Origin of the sequence: Planobispora rosea (assembly GCF_014648175.1) — a bacterium.
In the GTDB taxonomy this organism is placed as follows: domain Bacteria; phylum Actinomycetota; class Actinomycetes; order Streptosporangiales; family Streptosporangiaceae; genus Planobispora; species Planobispora rosea.
In genome coordinates, this window is the sequence record NZ_BMQP01000006.1 from 162,153 (window position 1) to 180,858 (window position 18,706).

The window sequence follows — 18,706 nt, forward strand, 5'->3', positions numbered from 1 at the left end:
CCGCCGGGCGCGTCGTTGCGCATCGGGGCACATTCATGCCTCTGCCGGGCACCCCTGCCGATGCAGTAGTTTCCCGTTACCCGGTCCATCGCAGAATGGACTAAAGGGTAGACCCGCCACGAAGAGAAGGATCTCCGTCATGACCACTGCTCAGAAGCTCAGCTTCGACGTGCAGCTCTCCGACCACGCTCGCACCTCGGCCGAGCGCGAGCAGGTACTGGCGAGCCCCGGGTTCGGGCAGGTCTTCACCGACCACATGATCTCGATCGACTACACCGAGGGCCGCGGCTGGCACGACGCCCGGCTCATGCCGTACGGCCCGCTCAGCCTCGACCCGGCGACCTCGGTCTTCCACTACGCCCAGGAGCTGTTCGAGGGCCTGAAGGCCTACCGGCAGGGCAACGGCGCGATCGTGTCGTTCCGGCCGTACGCCAACGCCGCCCGCTTCAACACCTCCGCGGCACGCATGGCCATGCCCGGGCTGCCCGAGGACACGTTCGTCGAGTCGCTGGAGCTGCTCGTCCAGACCGACCGGGAGTGGGTGCCCGCGACCGAGGGGCACAGCCTCTACCTGCGCCCCTTCATGATCGCGACGCAGCCCGCGCTCGGCGTCAACTACCCGTCGAAGACCTACAAGTACATGGTGATCGCCTCCCCGGCCGCCGCCTACTTCGGCGGGGACAAGGCGGTCTCCGTCTGGCTCTCCACGGAGTACACCCGGGCGGCCCCCGGCGGCACCGGCTTCGCCAAGTGCGGCGGCAACTACGCCGCGGCCTTCGTGGCCCAGCGCCAGGCCGTCGAGCAGGGCTGCGACCAGGTGGTCTGGCTGGACGCCCACGAGCACCGGTACGTCGAGGAGATGGGCGGGATGAACCTGTTCTTCGTCTTCGGCGACCGCCTGCTCACCCCCGCCCTCACCGGCACCCTGCTGCCCGGCATCACCCGCGACTCGATCCTCACCCTCGCCGGCGACCTGGGCCTCAAGGCCGAGGAGGGCCGCATCTCGATCGAGGAGTGGCAGGCGGGCTGCGAGTCCGGCGAGCTCACCGAGGTCTTCGCCTGCGGCACCGCCGCGGTCGTCACCCCGGTCGGCGCGGTCAAGGGCGCCGACCGCGCCTGGACGGTCGGCGACGGCACCCAGGGCCCGGTCACCCGGCGCGTCCGCGAGGAGCTGACGGGCATCCAGTACGGCACCCGCCCCGACCCGCACGGCTGGGTCCACAAGCTCTGCTGACCCGCCGCGTTTCCCCGGGCGGGTGACCCGCTCCGCGCCGTCAGGGAAGTGACCCGCTCCGGCCTGCCGGAGCGGCCGTCCTCGCCCGCCGTACGGCGTGACGCACCACGTGAGGTGACCGGAAGGACTTCCGCCCGCGGGGAGTCCGGCGGACTTCTCGTCAGTGTTTTCGAATCATGGTCAGCCCGTCCGCGATGGGGAGCATGATCGAGGTGACCCGGTGGTCGGCGGCGACCATGTCGTTGAACTCGCGGATCGCCCTGGTGGTCTCGTCGCGCTCGGACGGGTGGGCGACCTTCCCCTTCCATAGGGTGTTGTCGACCAGCATCAGGCCGCCCGGGGCCAGGTGGGTCATGAGCATCTCGTAGTAGAGGCCGTAGTTCTCCTTGTCCGCGTCGATGAAGGCGAGGTCGACGGCGGGGACGAGGGGCAGGTCGTTGAGGCGCTCGGCGGCCGGGCCGATCCGCAGCACGATGCGGTCGGCGACCCCGGCCTCCTCCCAGTAGCGCCGGGCGATCGAGGTCCACTCCTCGCTGATGTCGAAGCAGTGGAGCCTGCCGCGCGGAGACAGGGCGCGGGCCAGGCAGATGGCGGAGTATCCGGTGAAGGTGCCTATCTCCACGATGGTCCGCGCTCGGGCCGTCTGGGCGATCATGGTGAGGAACCGGCCCTGGTCGGGCGTGATCTGCATGCCGGAGTGGTCGCCGGTGAGCTCGCGGGTCTCCATGGTCAGGGCGTCGAGCAGATCGTCGGGCGGCGTGCTGTGCGCCAGCAGGTACTGTCCGACGGCCGGTTCGAGATAAGTCGCCTTCATACTGTCCATTCTCACCGGTGGGCATCCCGTTTCCCGACGTCGGGGGGGTACGGCGTGGCGCGGGCGGCCCGCCCGCGCCACGCCGTACGTCTCGGATCGTGAGACTGATGTGTCAGATGGTGTCGCCGTGTGGCACACTTCGGAGCATCATGTTCTACGGTCTGCTCATTATCGGCAGGCGCGCCGGCTGACAAGGGACACCGCCGGCGCGCAGACCTCTCACGTCCGTGAGGGGTCTTTCTTGTTTCTCAGGCCGAAACGAGCGCGCGGCGAGCCATCGGACCGCGAAGGAGAGACCAATGACCGACGACCGCTTCCACGTGTACGACACGACACTCCGTGACGGGGCCCAGCAGGAGGGCCTCAACCTCACGGTGGCCGACAAACTGGCCATCGCGCGGCACCTGGACGGCCTGGGCGTCGGGTTCATCGAGGGAGGCTGGCCCGGGGCCAATCCCAAGGACACCGAGTTCTTCCGGCGGGCTCGAACAGAGCTCGACCTGAAGCACGCGCAGCTCGCCGCGTTCGGCGCGACCCGCCGGGCCGGTGTGAAGGCAGCCGACGACCCGCTGGTGGCCGCACTGCGCGAATCCGGCGCGCCGGTCGTGACCCTTGTCGCCAAGAGTCACGACCGGCACGTGGAGCTGGCCCTCCGCACGACTCTCCAGGAGAACCTCGCGATGATCCGCGACACGGTCTCTCACCTCCGTGCGGAGGGGCAGCGAGTCTTCCTCGACGCCGAGCACTTCTTCGACGGCTACACGTCCAATCCAGCGTACGCGCTGGAGGTGCTGCGCACCGCCGCGGAGGCGGGCGCCTCGGTGATCGCGCTGTGCGACACCAACGGCGGGATGCTCCCCGACGAACTGGCCGACGTCGTCCACGAGGCGGTCGGCACCGGGGCCCGTGTCGGCATCCACTGCCACGACGACACCGGCTGCGCGGTGGCCAACACCCTGGCGGCGGTCAGGGCGGGCGCCACCCACGTGCAGGGCTGCGCCAACGGGTACGGCGAGCGCTCCGGCAACGCGAACCTGTTCACGGTCGTGGCCAACCTCCAGCTCAAGCGGGGGTTCGACCTGGTCCCGCCGGAGGCGCTGGCCGACATGACCCGCATCGCGCACGCGATCACCGAGGTCACCAACGTCACCCCGAACTCCCACGCCCCCTACGTCGGCGTCTCCGCCTTCGCGCACAAGGCGGGGCTGCACGCCAGCGCCATCAAGGTGGACCCCAACCTCTACCAGCACATCGACCCGGCCATGGTCGGCAACGACATGCGCATGCTGGTCTCCGACATGGCCGGGCGCGCCTCGGTCGAGCTCAAGGGGCGCGAGCTGGGCTACGAGCTGTCCGCGGAGACCTCCCGCGAGCTGGTGGAACGGGTCAAGGAGCTGGAGTCGCGCGGCTACACCTTCGAGGCCGCCGACGCCTCCTTCGAGCTGCTGCTGCGCGACACCGTGGCGGGCGAGCGGAGGCGGCACTTCGAGGTCGAGTCCTGGCGGGTGATCGTCGAACGGACCCGGGGCGGTGAGCTGGTCAGCGAGGCCACCGTCAAGCTGCACGCCAAGGGCGAGCGGATCGTCGCCACCGGTGAGGGCAACGGCCCGGTCAACGCCCTGGACAAGGCGGTGCGGGCGGCGCTGGAGCGGCTCTACCCCGAGCTGGCCGAGGTCGAGCTGATCGACTTCAAGGTGCGGATCCTGGAGGGCACGCACGGAACCGACGCGATCACGCGCGTGCTCATCACCTCCAGCGACGCGACGGGCGAGTGGGCGACCGTCGGCGTCGACGAGAACATCATCGAGGCCTCCTGGCAGGCCCTGGAGCAGGCCGTCACCTACGGGCTGCTCCAGGCGGGCCACCACGCCGGCTGAGCCGCCGCCGTCGCGGAACAGCAGAGGGGGTACGGCGCGCACGCCGTACCCCCTCCTCCGTGTCCGGGCCGCCACGCTATTGCAGGGACGAGCCCTTCACCCGGAAGCCGACGACGCCCTCGGACGTCTTCACGCTGACCTTGCCGCCGGAGCAGGAGACCGAGGGCGTGTCGGTGCCGGGCACCACCACGGTGAGCACCGATCCCGCGGTGGCGGCGGAGACCACCGCGGGGGCGGCCTGCTTCTTCAGGTAGGCGGGGGAGACCCAGCCCTGGTAGGGGTTCGTGGCGCCGCGGACGACCTTCGAGGAGACCGGCTCGCAGGACGGCATCGCCACCTGAACCAGCGCGGCCTTCCAGCCGGACTTGTCCCTGACCACGACCTTGCCGCCGTCGCCCGACGTCGCGGACAGGTCCGTGGCGAAGTGCCAGATCGTGCTGACCTTCGAGCCGCGGGGCACGGTGTCGAGCACGGCCATCACGTCCTCGCCGTGGTTGACCAGGACCGAGCGGGTCCGCGCCACGCCGTACGCCCTGTCCGTCAGCTGGAAGCTCTGCCGATCGTCCCTGATCGAGGACCTGGTCAGCGAACTCCTGGTCCCGCCGCGGAACGCGGCCCCGGCCACGACCGGCACGTTGTGCGCCTGGGGGGACATCGTCCAGCGGCGGTAGGCGCTGTTCTCGTAGGAGTGGAAGCCCGCGTCGACCAGGACGTCCCGGCCCTGGGCGTAGTAGGTCACGCCGAGGTGGTCCTCGTGGCCGTGGTACTTCATGCCGGGGCCGAACCGGATGGAGTAGAACGCCGACTCCGACTTGCCCCAGGCGGTGCGGCCGTAGACGTAGCCGTTGCCGAACACCTTCACGGTCTGCTTCGGGTGGTCGTACCCGACCGGGCGCACGTCCGCGCCGCCGTCGCCGATCGGCACCATGAAGCCGTTGGGCTGGGTGGAGTGGGAGATGAATCCCTCCAGCGACTTCCAGCGCTTCTCGATCGAGGAGGGCACCTTCCGGCCGCAGGCCGCGATGTTGTCCATCGCGACCTTGAGCCGGTCGTAGACGTAGATGGCGTAGCGCGGGGCCTGCTCGCGCAGCGCGCCCTGGGCGTCGACGTCGAGTTCGACCGTCTCGGTCAGGCGGCGGATCGCCAGCCCGGACCACTCGTCGCGGCCGTAGCGGCAGCCGATGCCGAGCAGCGCGATGTCCTGGTCGATGCCGTGGTTGTGGCCCTTCTCGTACAGCGCCGGGTCGGCGAGCATCGAGGCGTGCTCGGCCAGGCTCTTGGTGAGCCAGGGCTCGCTGACGTGCTTGCTGAGGCAGACCAGCGCGGGGGCGCGCAGCGCGATCGGGTGCTCCTGCCAGGCGTACGGGCTGCCGCCGCCGCGGCGCGGGTTGTCGTTCACCCAGTCCTTGGCGATCTCGGTGGCGCGGGTCAGGTAGGCCCTGTCGCCGTTGTTCTCGTAGTCGGCGACCAGGCGTCCCATCCAGCGCAGCGAGTGGAAGACCATGCTCCACGACCGGTTGCGGTAGGGGTCGGTGCGCCAGTCGACGTCCTTGCCGACCTTCACCGGGGGCAGGTCGAGGAAGCCCACCTGACCGCTCATGACGTCCGGCCCGGTCGGGGTGGCGGGCAGCCAGTCCCCCTGGCACTCGGCCGTGCGTTTGACCTTGTCCGCCGCCTCCGCCGTACCGGCCGTCGCGCCGATCGTGCCGCCGCAGGCGGCGAGCAGGAGAGCCGTGGAGAGTGCGAGTGCTTGTGTGCGGCGGCGCACGCCAGTTCCTTCCGGGGCGGGTGGGAGAGCTGATTATGCTGTCCGAATCCCACCAAACCGGTCAAGCTGGAGGGTGCGCTTCCCGCGCATCGTTAGCAACTAGATGCGCGCCGGACGCCGCTGGATGCGCGCCGTCCGCCGCGCCCGTGCCGAAGGCCTCCCGGTAGGCGGTGGGGGAGACGCCCACCTGGCGGCGGAAGTGCGGGCGCAGCGCCACCGCCGAGGCGAAGCCCACCCGGCGGGCCACCCGCTCGACCGGCTCGGCCGTCGTCTCCAGCAGTCGCTGGGCGTGCAGGACCCGCTGGTGGAGCAGCCACTGGGCGGGAGTGGTCCCGGTGGTCTGGCGGAAGCGCCGGTCGAAGGTGCGGCGGCTCATCAGCGCGCGGGCCGCCAGATCGTCCACGGTGAGCTCCCGGTCCAGGTGACGCAGGGCCCAGCCGAGGATGTCGCCGAAGGGATCTCCGGTGGCCGGGGCGGGGACGGGGCGGTCGATGTACTGCGCCTGCCCTCCGGCCCGGTGCGGGGGCGTGACCAGCCCGCGGGCGATGCTGTTGGCCGCCAGCGCGCCGTGCGAGCGGCGCACGAGGTGCAGGCAGAGGTCGATGCCCCCGGTGCCTCCCGCGGAGGTGAGGATGTCGCCGTCGTCGACGTAGAGCACGTCGGGCCGTACCTCGACACGCGGGTGCATCGAGGCGAGCAGCCCGGCGTAGCGCCAGTGCGTCGTGGCCGGGCGCCCGTCCAGCAGGCCGGCGGCGGCCAGCACGAACGTGCCCAGGCACAGGGAGGCCACCGTCGCGCCCCCGGCCTGGGCCCGGCGCAGCGCCTCCAGCGCCTCGTCCGCGGGAGGATCGCCGCCCGACGGCCGCCGCCAGGTCGGCACGATGACGAGATCGGCCCCCTCCACCGCGTCCAGGCCGTACGGCGCGGCGAGGGTGACGCCCGCGTCCGTGCGGACCGGGCCGCCCTCGGCGGAGATCACCCGCACCTCGAACTCCGGCCGGTCGTCCCGTCGTTCGCCGAAGACCGCGATCGGCACCGACGCCTCGAACAGGGGGATCCGGTCGAACATCAGCACCGCGACGGTGGAGAATCCCATGGCGCGATCCTATCGATGGATGGCTTCCCGGCCACTCGTGCGGGCGGGCCGTCCCCCGGCATCGTGAGCGCCATGAGACTCGCCGACATCGTGGTTCCCGAGACCCCCGCCGCCCGCGCCGCGCTGGAGGCGGCCACCGCCTACTGCTCGCCCGCACTGCGCAACCACTCGATCCGGGCCTACCTGTGGGCCGCGGCCTACGCCGAGCTGAACGGCATCGCCTTCGACGCCGAGCTGCTCTACGTCTCGGCGATGTTCCACGACATCGGGCTGGTGGCGGAGTTCGACAGCCACACGGAGCCCTTCGAGGAGGCCGGGGGCCACGTGGCGTGGATCTTCTGCGCGGGCGCCGGCTGGCCGGTCGAGCGCCGCGTGCGCGCCTCCGAGGTGATCATCCGCCACATGTGGGACGAGGTCGACGTCGCCGAGGATCCCGAGGGACACCTGCTGGAGCTCTCCACCGGCCTGGACATCTCCGGCCGGAACCCGCAGGCCTGGCCCGAGGACCTGCGGGCCGAGGTCCTCGACCGCTACCCCCGGCTGGGGATCGCCGGGGAGTTCGCCGCCTGCATCACGGACCAGGGCGAGCGCAAGCCGGACAGCCTCGCCGGCGGCTTCGTCCGCGGCGGCGTCACCGCCCGCATCGCCGCCAACCCCCTGGACCGCTGACCGCCGCCACCCCCGTCGACCGCCGACCCCCGCTGTCTCTCCTCCCGCCGCCGCGTCTTCCCCGATGGCGCCGGTACGGCGAGAAGCCGTACCGGCGTGCCCGGCGCCGCCGTACGGCGGTCAGGCCTTGGGGCCCGTGCTCTGCACGACCTCGAACGACCAGATCTCGGATCCCGAGGCGGCCGGGCCCTGCCCGTGCCCGTGACCCTGACCGGCGGCGGCCCCGTGCCCGTGTCCCCGGTCCGCAGCGGCTCCGTGCCCGTGGCCCTGGGCGCCCGCCTCGGCGGCGGCCTGGGCGTGGCCGCGCTGGAAGGCCTGGCTCTCGGTCCAGCGGGCGAAGTCCTCCTCGGAGCGCCAGCGGGTGTAGACCATGTAGCGGTCGGTGCCCTCGACCGGGCGCAGCAGCTCGAACCACTCGAACCCGTCGGCCGCCTCCACCATCCCGGCCCGGTTCGAGAACCGGCGTTCCAGCTCCTCGCGCATCTCCGCGGGCACGGTCAGGACGTTGATCTTCACAACGGACATGGGTTCTCCTCCCGGAACGTCTTCCCGATCACCCTACGGGCCCGGCCGGGCCGGAGACGGCGGTGGGTACCCCGTGGAGGTCGGGGACGGCACTAGCCTTGGGGGGTGCGTATAGCGAGGTTCTCCACAGGTGACGGTGTCGGGTTCGGGGTGGTCGAGGGCGGCCCCGGTGAGGAGTTCGTCTCCGGGATCTCCGGGCATCCGTTCGGCCCGATCCAGTTCACCGGCGAGCGTCACTCCCTCTCGCAGGTCAGGCTGCTGGCTCCGATGCTGCCCAGCAAGGTCGTCGCGATCGGCAAGAACTACGCCGAGCACGCCCGTGAGATGGGCGGGGAGGTCCCCGGCGAGCCGCTGATGTTCATCAAGCCGTCCACCTCGGTGATCGGCCCGCAGGAGGCCGTCGCCTACCCGACCGGGCTGTCGGAGCGGGTCGACTTCGAGGGCGAGCTGGCCGTGGTCATCGGCAGGCTCTGCCGTGAGGTCCCGGTCGAGCGGGCCCATGAGGTGATCTTCGGTTACACCTGCGCCAACGACGTCACGGCCAGGGACCTGCAGAAGAAGGACGTGCAGTTCACCCGGGCCAAGGGCTTCGACACCTTCTGCCCGCTCGGCCCGTGGATCCAGACCGAGCTCGACCCGGCGGACCTGGGCATCACCACGACGGTGAACGGTGAGGTACGGCAGAGCTCGCGCACCTCCAAGCTCATGTACGACATCCCGACGTTGATCGCCCACGTGAGCGCGGTCATGACTCTCATCCCCGGCGACGTCATCCTGACCGGGACGCCCGAGGGGGTGGGCCCGCTCCAGATCGGGGACGAGGTCAGCGTCGCCATCGAAGGTATCGGCACTCTCACCAACCGGGTGGTCTCCCGTGATTAGGGTTCGTTTCGCTCCCTCGCCCACCGGCATGTTCCATGTCGGCGGCGCCCGCACCGCGCTGTTCAACTGGGCGCTGGCCCAGCAGGGGGGCGGCCGGTTCGTCCTGCGCATCGAGGACACCGACGCCACCCGCAACCGCCCGGAGTGGACCGAGGGCATCCTCTCGGCCCTGGCCTGGATCGGGATCGGCGACGAGAGCCCGGTCTTCGAGGGGCCCTTCTTCCAGTCGGCCTTCGAGCCCCAGCACCGCGAGGCCGTCGCCAAGCTGCTCGCCGACGGCAGGGCGTACTACTGTGACTGCACCCGCGAGCGGCTCCAGGAGCGCACCGGCTCCGAGCACAAGGGCTACGACGGCTTCTGCCGCGACCGCGGCCTGACCGAGGGCGCGGTCCGCTTCCGCACCCCCGACGAGGGCGTCACCGTGGTGGACGACATCATCCGCGGCCGGGTGGAGTTCCCCAACGACGCGCAGGAGGACTTCGTCATCGCGCGCAGCGACGGCTCCCCGCTGTACGTCCTGGCCAACGCCGTCGACGACATCACCCAGGGCATCACCCACGTGGTCCGCGGCGAGGAGCACCTGGGCAACGCCCAGCGCCAGCAGTTGCTCTGGCCCGCCCTCGGGGCGAACCCGCCGGTCTGGGCGCACCTGCCGGTCATCGTCAACGAGCAGCGCAAGAAGCTGTCCAAGCGCCGCGACAAGGTCGCGCTGGAGTCCTACCGCGAGGAGGGCTACCTGGCCGAGGCGATGGTCAACTACCTGATGCTGCTCGGCTGGGGCCCCGGCGAGGACCGGGAGATCATGCCGTGGTCGGAGATGATGCCGCTGTTCAAGCTGGAGAACGTCAACTCCGCCAGCGCCTTCTTCGACGAGAAGAAGCTGCGCGCCTTCAACGGCGAGTACATCCGGGCGCTGCCGCCGGAGGAGTTCGTCAGGCGCTGCGAGCCCTGGCTCGACCCGGACTGGGACCGGGCGACCTTCGTCAAGGTCGCCGAGCTGGCCCAGACGCGCGTCGCCGTCCTCTCCGAGATCAGCGCGAACGTCGACTTCCTCTTCCTGGACGAGCCCTTCTCCGACCAGGCCGCCTGGGACAAGGCGATGAAGGGCCCGGCTGCGGAGATCCTCACCGGCTATCTCGCCCGCCTGGAGACGGTGAGCATGGACACCGACTCCCTGAAGGCGGCCCTGGAGGAGGTCGGCGCCGAGCACGGCCTCAAGCTCGGCAAGGCCCAGGCTCCGGTCCGGGTGGCGCTCACCGGCCGGACGGTCGGCCTGCCGCTGTTCGAGTCGATCGAGGTCCTCGGCCGCGAGCGGTCCCTGGCCCGGCTGCGGGCCGCTCTGGAGCGTCTGCGGGGCTGACGGAGGGTTCCGCCCCATCGGATACGGTTTCTGCCCCGTCGGGTACGGCCTCGCCCGCACCCGGCGGGGTCCTCAGCGCACCCGGTACGGCCGCGCCGCTGCGCGGAGCACGGCCTCCACGGGACCGGGTGCGGCTCCCGCGAGGCCGACGGCGGCTCCGGCGGCCATGGCCAGCCAGACGCCGGTGACGCCGAGCAGGGAGCCGAGCACGTAGGCCAGCGGCACCTGGACCGCGAACCCCGCCAGCGTGGCGGCGAGCAGCCGGCCGCCCCTGCCGCTCGCCTGGAGCACCCCGCCGAGGGCGATCAGGCCGCCGAACGGGACGAGGTACAGCGCCGCCCAGCGCAGGAAGCCCACGGCCTGGGCCGCCACCGCCGGGTCGTCGGTGAACAGTCCGGCCGCGGGCGCCGCGACCGTGTTGAGCACGGCGGCGACGGCCATCCCCGTGGCCAGGCCGTGGCGCAGCACCGGCCCGGCCGCCGCTCCGGTCCCGCCGCGCTCCGGGGCGGGCGGGACCTCCGGCGCGGCGGGGCCGGGACGGGGTCCGGCCGGTCGCGCGGCGGGCGGCGGCGTGCCCGAGCGGGCGGTCTGGATCAACGCGGCCTGACGCAGCGCGTAGAACGCCATCACCCCGGCGAGCATGATTTTCGTGCCGATGCCGTACCCGGCCAGCGCCGCGACCCCGAACCCGGCGACCACGTCCACCAGAAGCATGCCGACCAGGGATCGGGCGAGGAAGTCGCCCGACATGGGCAGGCCGGTGCGGACGATGGCCACGGCGTCGGCGAGGTTCGCGTGCGCCCGCCGCACCCGGTGCCGCGCCCGGGTACGGGACGCCCGCCGTGACAGCAGGACCAGGGCGACGGCGAGGGTGACCAGCCGGGCCAGGACGGTGGCCAGGGCCGCGCCCGGCGCCCCCAGGCCGAGTCCGTAGATGAACAGCGGGTCGAGGGCGATCACCAGCGCGTTGCAGAGCAGCGCGCTGCGCATCGGCGTCCCGGTGTCGCCGTATCCCTTGAAGACCCCGTCCACCAGACTCTGGGCGAACAGGACCGGGATCCCGGCCATGGAGATCAGATAGAAGTCCGCCGTCAGCCCGGCCGTCGCGGCGTCGCCGGTGAACAGCCGGGCCAGCGGCTCGCGGAGCAGCGTCCCGGCCGCCGCCACGGCCAGGCCGGCGGCTCCGCACAACAGCCATGCCGTACGGATCACCGGGGCGGTCGGTCCGTGGCCGTCCCGCCTGCCGACCAGCACGGTCGTGCCCGTCGTGACGGTCAGGACCACTCCCACGGCGAGATGTTCGGTGGCGGTAGCGATCGTCACCGCGCCCACGGCGGCGGCGCCCAGGCCGGACACCCACAGCAGGTCGATCAGGCCGACCGCCACCACGGCGCTCAGCAGTTCCACGTAGACGGGCAGGGCGAGGCGGGTCAGCGTCACAAGTTACCTCGATTCGAGTTATCTCGATTAGAGGTATAGCGATACGATGCTCCCATGGCAAGCGGAGACCTGACCCTGTCGATCCTCGGGCTCCTCGGCGGAGGGCCGCTGCACGGCTACGAGCTCAAGGCCCGCATCCACCGGCTCAGCGGCCATCTCCGCCCGGTCAGCGACGGCGCTCTCTACCCGGCCATCGCCCGGCTGGAGAAGGCCGGGCTCGTGAGGCGGCACGAGGAGGAGGGCGCCGGGGCCGCCCGCCGTCAGGTGCTGACCCTGACCGACGCCGGGCGGGCCGACCTGCTGCGGCGGCTGCGCGAGCCGGCCGATCTCGACATCAGCGACCAGACCCGCTTCTTCGGGCTGCTGACCTTCCTGTCCCAGCTGCCCGGACGCGCCGATCGGGCAGAGGTGCTCCGCCGCCGCCTGACCTTCCTGGAGACCCCCGCGAGTTTCTTCTACGAGGGGGACAGGCCGCTGCGGGCCGAGGAGGTCTCCGACCCGTTCCACCGCGGCATGCTGCTGATCGCCCGGGCCACCGGGGACGCCGAGAAGCGCTGGCTCAGGCAGATGCTCACCGAGCTGGAGTCCTGACGACCCGGGCGGCGGTCCCGGAGGCGGTCCGGAGGCGATCCCGGAGACGGGGCCCGCCGGGTGTCTCGGCGGGCCCCGGGGACCGCCGAAGGTCAGGTCAGCAGGCCCCGGCGCTCCAGCAGGGGCTCGATGCGCGGGTCGCGGCCCCGGAAGTCGCGGAAGGCATCCATCGCGTCCTTGGAGCCGCCGACCGACAGCAGGCGGGAGCGGAAGTGGTCGCCGTTCTCCCGCCTCAGGCCGCCGTTCTCCTTGAACCACTCCACGCTGTCGGCGTCCAGGACCTCGCTCCAGATGTAGGAGTAGTAACCCGCGCTGTAGCCGCCCACGCCGTCGGAGAAGATGTGCGCGAAGTAGTTGGTCCGGTAGCGGGGCCGGACCAGCGGGAAGGCGACCCCGGCCCGCTCCAGGGCCGCCGCCTCGAACGCCTCGGCGTCCTTCACGTCCTCGCCGGGGGCCAGCTTGTGCCAGGCCCAGTCCAGCAGCGTGGCGGCGAGGTACTCCAGCGTCGTGAAGCCCTGGTTGAACTTCTCGGCGGCCCGCATCTTCTCCAGCAGCTCGTCGGGGACCGGCTCGCCGGTCTCGTGGTGCCTGGCGAAGTTGGCCAGGACCGACGGCCAGGTCGCCCACATCTCGTTGACCTGCGAGGGGTACTCCACGAAGTCGCGCGGCACCTCGGTGCCGGAGACCCGGGGGAAGCGGACGTCGGAGAACAGGCCGTGCAGGGCGTGGCCGAACTCGTGGAAGGCGGTGCTGACCTCGTAGAAGGTGAGCAGGGTCGGGCCCTCGGCGGGCTTGGTGACGTTGAGGTTGTTCATCACCACGGGCAGCTCGCCGAACAGGTGCGACTGGTCGACCAGGTTGTTCATCCACGCGCCGCCGCGCTTGGTGGGCCGGGCGTAGGGGTCGAACAGGAACAGGCCCAGCGGTGCGCCGTCGGTGTCGAACACCTCGTAGACCCGCACGTCGGGGTGGTAGCCGATCAGGTCGGTCCGGTCGGCGAAGGTGATGCCGTACAGCTCGGTGGCGGCGTGGAAGATCCCGTCCTTCAGCACCCGGTCCAGCTCGAAGTAGGGGTGCAGCTCGGAGCTGTCGAAGTCGTAGCGGGCCTTGCGCACCTTCTCGGCGTAGAACGACCAGTCCCACGGCTCGATGGCGAAACCGGCCTGCTCGCTCAGCGCCTCGGCCTCCCTGCGGGCGTTGGCCATCGTCGGGCCGACGAGCTTGGCGAGCAGCTCCTCGACGGCCTCGGTGGTCTTGGCCGTCTGGTCGGCGACGGCGTAGGCGGCGTGGTTCGGGTAGCCGAGCAGGGCGGCGCGCTCGGCGCGGAGCGTCGCCATCCTCACCGCCAGCTCGAAGTTCTCCGGGGCCCGGCCCACCGAGAGCTCGTACAGCTTCCGGCGGGTCTCCCGGTCGGTCAGCTCGGCCAGGGCGGGCTGGTTGGTGAAGTTCAGCAGCGGCAGGACGTACTTGCCGTCCTTGTGGATCGCCTGGAGGGTGCTCTCGGCCAGGCCGTCCAGCTCCGTGCGGTCCTCGGTGACCAGGGCGGAGGCGGTGGAGGCCGTCAGCAGGTTCTGGGAGAAGGTCGTGGAGAGCGTGGACAGCTCCTCGTTGAGGGCCTTCAGCCGCTCCTGCTCCTCCTCCGACAGCTCGGCGCCGGCCCGGACGAAGTCCACCCGGTACTTCTCCAGCAGCCACGCCTCCTCCGGGTCCTCGGTGGTGACCTGCTTGATCCGCGCGTAGAGGGCGCGGTCCAGGTGGATGGCGTCGCGGTGCTTGGTCAGCTTCGGGGAGATCTCGGTCTCGATCGCCCGGATCCCGTCGGTCGCGTCGGAGGAGGCGATGCTGAAGAAGACGATCGACGTCCGCTTCAGGATCTGGCCCGAACGTTCCAGGGCCTCGACGGTGTTGGCGAAGGTCGCGGGCTCGGGGTTGTTCGCGATCGCCGCCACCTCCTGCAGCTGGTCGGCCATGCCGCGCTCGAAGGCGGGCAGATAGTGCTCCTCGCGGATCTGCGCGAAGGGCGGCAGCTGATAAGGCAGCGTGCTCGGGGCGAAGAAGGGGTTGTCGGCCACGGCGTGGGCTCCTCAGATACGGATAGATCTCTCCAGCAGCGTTACATAAGGGGCGACCGATAGGCATCCCGGCACCACAGGGTTCGCTCCCAGCCGACCGGCGGCAACGCTCCCGGGCGGGCGGGAGGCAATCGTTTTGGCCTTGACCCTCAAGGTGGGCTATTCTTTCGGAGTCGCCAGGGAGGCCCGAGAGGGAAGCCCGAAGCGGTGGGGTATGGTGTAATTGGCAGCACGACTGATTCTGGTTCAGTTAGTCTAGGTTCGAGTCCTGGTACCCCAGCTGTGGCTCCCCCCGGAGCCGCTGCGGATTCGGCTCAGCCGAATCCGATCACAGTATGTGATGACAGTGTGCAGGGTCCCGTCGTCTAGTGGCCTAGGACGCCGCCCTCTCAAGGCGGTAACGCCGGTTCGAATCCGGTCGGGACTACCACTGTGACTGTCACACACGCAAGGCTCCGTCGTCTAGTGGCCTAGGACGCCGCCCTCTCAAGGCGGTAGCGCCGGTTCGAATCCGGTCGGGGCTACCTTGTGGAACCCCCGGAAGCAGATGCTTCCGGGGGTTCTCTGTTTTTCCGGAATACCCCTTGATTGGATAGCGTTCCTATCTAACAATTGGAGAGTAAAGCTATCCAATGGGAGGTCGAGATGATCACTCTGCTGGCGGACGGTGGCGAGACCGGGATCGAGGGGCCGGTCGTGCCGCACGGCGCGACGATCCTCGGGTGGGAGCGCAAACCGCACGGCTGGTGCCGGGGTGAGGCGTGCGTGCCGTCGTACCGGGCCGCGGCGGCCGAGACCGCCGAGGGGGTGGACCTGGCCGCCTTCGCCGAACTGCTCGGCAGGCAGGTGGTGGCCGACCCGGAGGAAGGCGTGATCGCGGTCGGAGAGCCCGCTGGGCTCACGGAGTCGGGGGAGGCTCCGCGGTTCGAGGAGCTGGAGAGGCTGCGCGGCACCAAGGTCGCGCTGGTCTTCTGGGCCTCCTGGTGCGGCTGCCGATACGACCTGCCCGCCTGGGAGGAGCTCCACAGGGAGCTGGCCGGATACGGTTTCAGCGTGCTCAGCGTCTCCCTCGACCGCGATCCGCAGGACGCCCGCGAATGGCTGGACGGCGTCACCCACCCGACGGTGATCGACGCCGACGGAAGGATCGCCGAACTCTACAACGTGATCAATGTGCCCACCGTGGTCTGGGTCGACGAGGAGGGGCGCATCGCCCGCCCCCAGGACACCATGACCGCCACCGACACCTTCCGGTCGATGAACGGCCTGTCCTCCGAGCGGGCCGTCGCCGCCCTGCGCCGGTGGGTGATCGACGGTGAGGCCGGGACGGCCGCCCGGGAGCTGCGCGCCCCCACCGCCGACGAGCGCCGGGCCCGGCTGCACGCGCGGGTGGCGGCCTGGTTGCTCCGCGCGGGCCGTACGGACGCCGCCGAGCGCCACCTGACGGCCGCCGCCGCGCTCGCCCCGCACGACCTGGCCATCCGCCGCGGCCTCATGCCGCTGCGGGGCGTCGACCCGTTCGGCGAGGAGTACTTCGCCCTCCGCGAGGAGCTCGAAGCCGCCGGAATCGCGATCTACCGGCCCCTGCCCGACTGGCAGGAGGACCCCTCGTGACCCGCCTGGTCCGGCTGGCCCGGCTGGCCCAGCCGCTCCTGCTCTCCCTCGCGCCCGTGCTGGCCGTCCAGGGGCTCCGGGTACGGCGCACCACCCCCCGGCTCCCCGAGGCGTCGGGCCCCCGCCGCGGGACGACGGGCGGCGGGCCGGGCGCTCCGCTCCGGCTGGCGGTCCTGGGCGAGTCCACCGCCGCGGGAGTCGGCGTGGCGACCCACGAGGAGGGCCTGGCGGGGTGTCTCGCGCGGGCGGTGGCCGCGCGGACCGGCCGGCCCGTCCGGTGGCAGGTGGCGGCGCGCACGGGCGTCAACACCCGTACCGCCACGGCCGAGCTGGTCCCGCTGCTGGAACCCGCCGACGCGGTGGTCGTCGCGCTCGGGGTCAACGAGCTCCTGGAGCTCAACCGGCTCGACCGGTTCGGCCGGGAGCTGCGCGCGCTGGTGGCGGCCGTCCGGGCACGGATGCCGGAGGATCCCGGCGCCGCGCGGGTGGACACCGCGGTGCCGGTCGCGGAGGACCTCGGCGCGCTGCGGGGAGCGGCGGGGCGGGAGGACTCCGGTGCGGCGCCGGGGGTGCCGATCCTGGTGACCGGCATGCCGCCGGTGGGGCGCTTCCCCGTGCTGCCGCAGCCGCTCCGGGCGGTCATGGGACTGCGGGCACGGGCGCTGGACCACGTCATGGCGGCCGTGGCCGCGAGCACGCTGGGCGTCACCCACGTCCGCGTGGAGGTGCCCGTCGAGGTGGCCGGGTTCTTCGCCGAGGACGGCTTCCACCCCTCGGCCGCGGGCTACGAGACCTGGGCCGAGGGGCTGGCCGGCACGCTGACCGGAGTCCTCACCGGGAGGTGACGGGGCGCCGGTACGGCGAGCCGCTGTGCGGAGCCGTCCCGGCGCCGCGGTACGGCGGGGTCAGTTCTGGTGGGAACGGGCCTTGAACAGGGCCCGTTTGGCGGCCTTGCCGACCTGGCGGTCGGGATGGGCCTTGCCGATCGCCTCCAGGAGATCCTCCAGGTGCGGGTGGGGGATCTTCCAGAGCACGTCGAGCAGGCCGACCAGGTCCGACGCCGAGCCGATGTCGTCCAGGCTGCTGACGAACTCGGAGCGGCCGAGACCGAAGGAGATGGTCAGCATGTCGAGGATCAGCCAGTGGGTGTCGGCCGGGGTGGGCGCCGGAGCGTCGTCGACGCCGAGCTGGGCCAGGTGCGTCGCCGCGTAGGGGCGCAGGGACGGCTCGTCGAGGGCGTCCTTCCAGGCGGGCACCGCCACCTCGCCGAGTGAGCCGACCACGCTGGCGGCCTGCACCCTGACCAGGGCGTCCGCCTCGTCCTCCGCGGCGGCCCGCAGGAGCTCGTGCGCGGCCCGGTCGGGATCGCGCAGCTCCATCCAGGCGGCGAACTCGGCGTCCGCCTCCTCCTCCGGCAGCTCGGCGCTGAAGGAGAGCAGGTCCAGGGCGGTCATCGCGTCGATGGCCGGGCGGGCGTCGAGCTCGATGTCCTCGTCGTCCACGAGGTGGACCACGCCCTCCATGCCCAGCGGCGTCAGCCGCACCTGCTCGTGCTCGACCTCGGCCATGCCGTACCCGGACAGCCACTCGAGCACCGGGTTGAGCGGGTCGCCGTACCGGTCGGTGGCGGCGGACCAGGCCTCGGCGCCCAGATCGTCGTATTCGGCGGCGGCCTCGGCCAGCTCGGTGCGGAGCCCGGCCAGGGAGGTCGAGCCGCTGGCGAGCAGGACCCGGACCAGCAGAGCCCGGGTCAGCCCGGACAGCGCGATCGTGGCCTCCTCGTCGTCCAGCTCGGGGTCGCCGTAGTCGATCGAGTGCAGGCCGGACAGCCAGGCGTCCAGCACGTCCTCGTCGTCGTCGAAGGGCCAGGCGCCGGTGTCGGCGTCGGCGCTGACGGTGTCCTCGCCCTCCGGCTGGAGGAAGTCGAGGTCGATCGCGAGGTTCCAGATGTTCCAGAGCGCGGGGACGGAGTCGGCCAGCGGCTTGCCGTCGGTCTCGGGGACGGGGAGGCCGAGCACGCCCAGGGCCTCGGTGATCTCGGCGTCGGTGAGGAGGGTCTCCTCGCCGACCCGGCGCTCGGAGCCGACCCAGAGGGCCAGGTCGCGGGCCTTGCCGATGAGCGGGGCCCGGCGGGCGGCCTCGGCCAGCTCGGCGTCCGGGCGGAGCCGGATCGTGGGCAGGGCGGCGAGCTCGTCGGCGAACGGCTCGAAGTCGCCCAGGCCCTCGGACTCCTCCTCGCCGTCGTATCCGTCCTCGTCGTCCTCGGTGATGAGGTCCTCCATCGCGTCGACGACGTCGTCCTCGATCCGGTCGAGCTCGGTGAGCAGCTCCCGGAGCGGTGCCGAGCCCTTGGCCAGCCTGCCGGTGTCCGACAGGTAGGTCAGGTAGGCGCGGACGGACGGCACCAGGCCGTCGGCCGCCGCCTCGGGATCCTCCACGACCTGGGGCATCCGGTCGAGCAGTACCGTGTGCAGGTCGGCCGTCCGCCAGCGGCCGACGTCGTCGGAGGCGGCCAGCCGGTGCCACAGGGCGACGGAGCCCACCAGGTTGGAGTCGCTGCCGGGCGCGTGCTCGCGGGCCCAGAGGATGAATGCTTGGAGCAGGGGACGCAGTTCAGCGGCGGCTGCCTCGATGCGATCTGTCACCTGCCCAGCCTAGGGGCCCGCAGAGGTGCTCGCCTCCCCATATCGGGTGCTGATCGTGTGCCGCCACTCCTTTCCCGTCCCGCATCCGCCGTGCATCCGCCGTGCATCCGCCGTGCGTC

Annotated in this window: 15 protein-coding genes and 3 tRNA genes; 11 read left to right on the plus strand and 7 right to left on the minus strand. The window is 71.6% G+C overall.

Features of this window, described 5'->3' with window-relative positions; all coding sequences use genetic code 11:
* The first annotated feature begins 139 nt into the window (after positions 1–139).
* Complete coding sequence (locus IEZ08_RS08175) at positions 140–1,234, plus strand: branched-chain amino acid aminotransferase (RefSeq protein WP_189241941.1); 1,095 nt, start codon at positions 140–142, stop codon at positions 1,232–1,234.
* 160 nt (positions 1,235–1,394) lie between these two features.
* On the opposite strand, the gene IEZ08_RS08180 is transcribed toward IEZ08_RS08175, so the two are convergent.
* Positions 1,395–2,048, minus strand: a complete 654-nt coding sequence (locus tag IEZ08_RS08180; protein ID WP_068926547.1) for an O-methyltransferase — start codon at positions 2,046–2,048, stop codon at positions 1,395–1,397.
* 299 nt (positions 2,049–2,347) lie between these two features.
* Between IEZ08_RS08180 and cimA the strand changes: the two genes are divergently transcribed.
* A complete protein-coding gene (gene cimA, locus IEZ08_RS08185; RefSeq protein ID WP_068926545.1) occupies positions 2,348–3,925 on the plus strand; it encodes a citramalate synthase in 1,578 nt (525 codons plus the stop codon).
* A 76-nt stretch (positions 3,926–4,001) separates the two neighbouring features.
* Here cimA and IEZ08_RS08190 read toward each other — a convergent pair whose 3' ends face one another.
* Entirely contained in the window at positions 4,002–5,693 is a 1,692-nt protein-coding gene (locus tag IEZ08_RS08190) for a heparinase II/III domain-containing protein (RefSeq protein ID WP_068926543.1), read from the minus strand.
* A gap of 61 nt (positions 5,694–5,754) precedes the next feature.
* A complete protein-coding gene (locus IEZ08_RS08195) occupies positions 5,755–6,789 on the minus strand; it encodes a GlxA family transcriptional regulator (RefSeq protein WP_189241942.1) in 1,035 nt (344 codons plus the stop codon).
* 72 nt (positions 6,790–6,861) lie between these two features.
* On the opposite strand from IEZ08_RS08195, the gene IEZ08_RS08200 reads away from it, so the two are divergent.
* Positions 6,862–7,458 (plus strand): HD domain-containing protein, encoded by a 597-nt coding sequence (locus IEZ08_RS08200; protein ID WP_189241943.1) that lies wholly within the window; start codon positions 6,862–6,864, stop codon positions 7,456–7,458.
* Between the two features lie 120 nt (positions 7,459–7,578).
* Here the strand turns inward: IEZ08_RS08200 and IEZ08_RS08205 are convergent, their stop codons facing one another.
* Positions 7,579–7,983, minus strand: coding sequence for an antibiotic biosynthesis monooxygenase family protein (locus tag IEZ08_RS08205; RefSeq protein WP_068926539.1), 405 nt, complete (start codon positions 7,981–7,983; stop codon positions 7,579–7,581).
* 105 nt (positions 7,984–8,088) lie between these two features.
* Here IEZ08_RS08205 and IEZ08_RS08210 point away from each other — a divergent pair, with 105 nt between their 5' ends.
* Positions 8,089–8,865 (plus strand): fumarylacetoacetate hydrolase family protein, encoded by a 777-nt coding sequence (locus IEZ08_RS08210; protein ID WP_068926537.1) that lies wholly within the window; start codon positions 8,089–8,091, stop codon positions 8,863–8,865.
* 28 nt (positions 8,866–8,893) lie between these two features.
* The gene (gltX, locus tag IEZ08_RS08215) at positions 8,894–10,225 is read left to right on the plus strand and encodes a glutamate--tRNA ligase (RefSeq protein ID WP_229802990.1); all 1,332 of its coding nucleotides are present in this window, start codon (positions 8,894–8,896) and stop codon (positions 10,223–10,225) included.
* Positions 10,226–10,297: 72 nt separating this feature from the next.
* Here the strand turns inward: gltX and IEZ08_RS08220 are convergent, their stop codons facing one another.
* On the minus strand, positions 10,298–11,665 hold the full coding sequence (locus IEZ08_RS08220) for an MATE family efflux transporter (RefSeq protein ID WP_189241945.1): 1,368 nt from the start codon (positions 11,663–11,665) through the stop codon (positions 10,298–10,300).
* A gap of 54 nt (positions 11,666–11,719) precedes the next feature.
* Here IEZ08_RS08220 and IEZ08_RS08225 point away from each other — a divergent pair, with 54 nt between their 5' ends.
* Positions 11,720–12,256, plus strand: a complete 537-nt coding sequence (locus IEZ08_RS08225; protein ID WP_068926533.1) for a PadR family transcriptional regulator — start codon at positions 11,720–11,722, stop codon at positions 12,254–12,256.
* Between the two features lie 92 nt (positions 12,257–12,348).
* Here the strand turns inward: IEZ08_RS08225 and IEZ08_RS08230 are convergent, their stop codons facing one another.
* Positions 12,349–14,328, minus strand: a complete 1,980-nt coding sequence (locus tag IEZ08_RS08230; RefSeq protein WP_189241946.1) for a M3 family metallopeptidase — start codon at positions 14,326–14,328, stop codon at positions 12,349–12,351.
* Positions 14,329–14,536: 208 nt separating this feature from the next.
* On the opposite strand from IEZ08_RS08230, the gene IEZ08_RS08235 reads away from it, so the two are divergent.
* The 5 genes from IEZ08_RS08235 to IEZ08_RS08255 all read left to right on the plus strand — a co-directional run bounded on the left by IEZ08_RS08235 (position 14,537) and on the right by IEZ08_RS08255 (position 16,787).
* Positions 14,537–14,608: transfer RNA gene (locus IEZ08_RS08235), tRNA-Gln, on the plus strand.
* A 74-nt stretch (positions 14,609–14,682) separates the two neighbouring features.
* Positions 14,683–14,758, plus strand: a tRNA-Glu gene (locus IEZ08_RS08240).
* A 21-nt stretch (positions 14,759–14,779) separates the two neighbouring features.
* Positions 14,780–14,852 (plus strand) — tRNA-Glu (locus IEZ08_RS08245).
* Positions 14,853–14,973: 121 nt separating this feature from the next.
* A complete protein-coding gene (locus tag IEZ08_RS08250; RefSeq protein WP_068926529.1) occupies positions 14,974–15,942 on the plus strand; it encodes a redoxin domain-containing protein in 969 nt (322 codons plus the stop codon).
* The gene (locus IEZ08_RS08255) at positions 15,939–16,787 is read left to right on the plus strand and encodes an SGNH/GDSL hydrolase family protein (protein ID WP_203863350.1); all 849 of its coding nucleotides are present in this window, start codon (positions 15,939–15,941) and stop codon (positions 16,785–16,787) included. Before IEZ08_RS08250 ends, IEZ08_RS08255 begins: the two co-directional genes overlap by 4 nt.
* Positions 16,788–16,847: 60 nt before the next feature.
* Here IEZ08_RS08255 and IEZ08_RS08260 read toward each other — a convergent pair whose 3' ends face one another.
* Positions 16,848–18,587 (minus strand): hypothetical protein, encoded by a 1,740-nt coding sequence (locus IEZ08_RS08260; RefSeq protein ID WP_068926527.1) that lies wholly within the window; start codon positions 18,585–18,587, stop codon positions 16,848–16,850.
* Positions 18,588–18,706 lie beyond the last annotated feature (119 nt).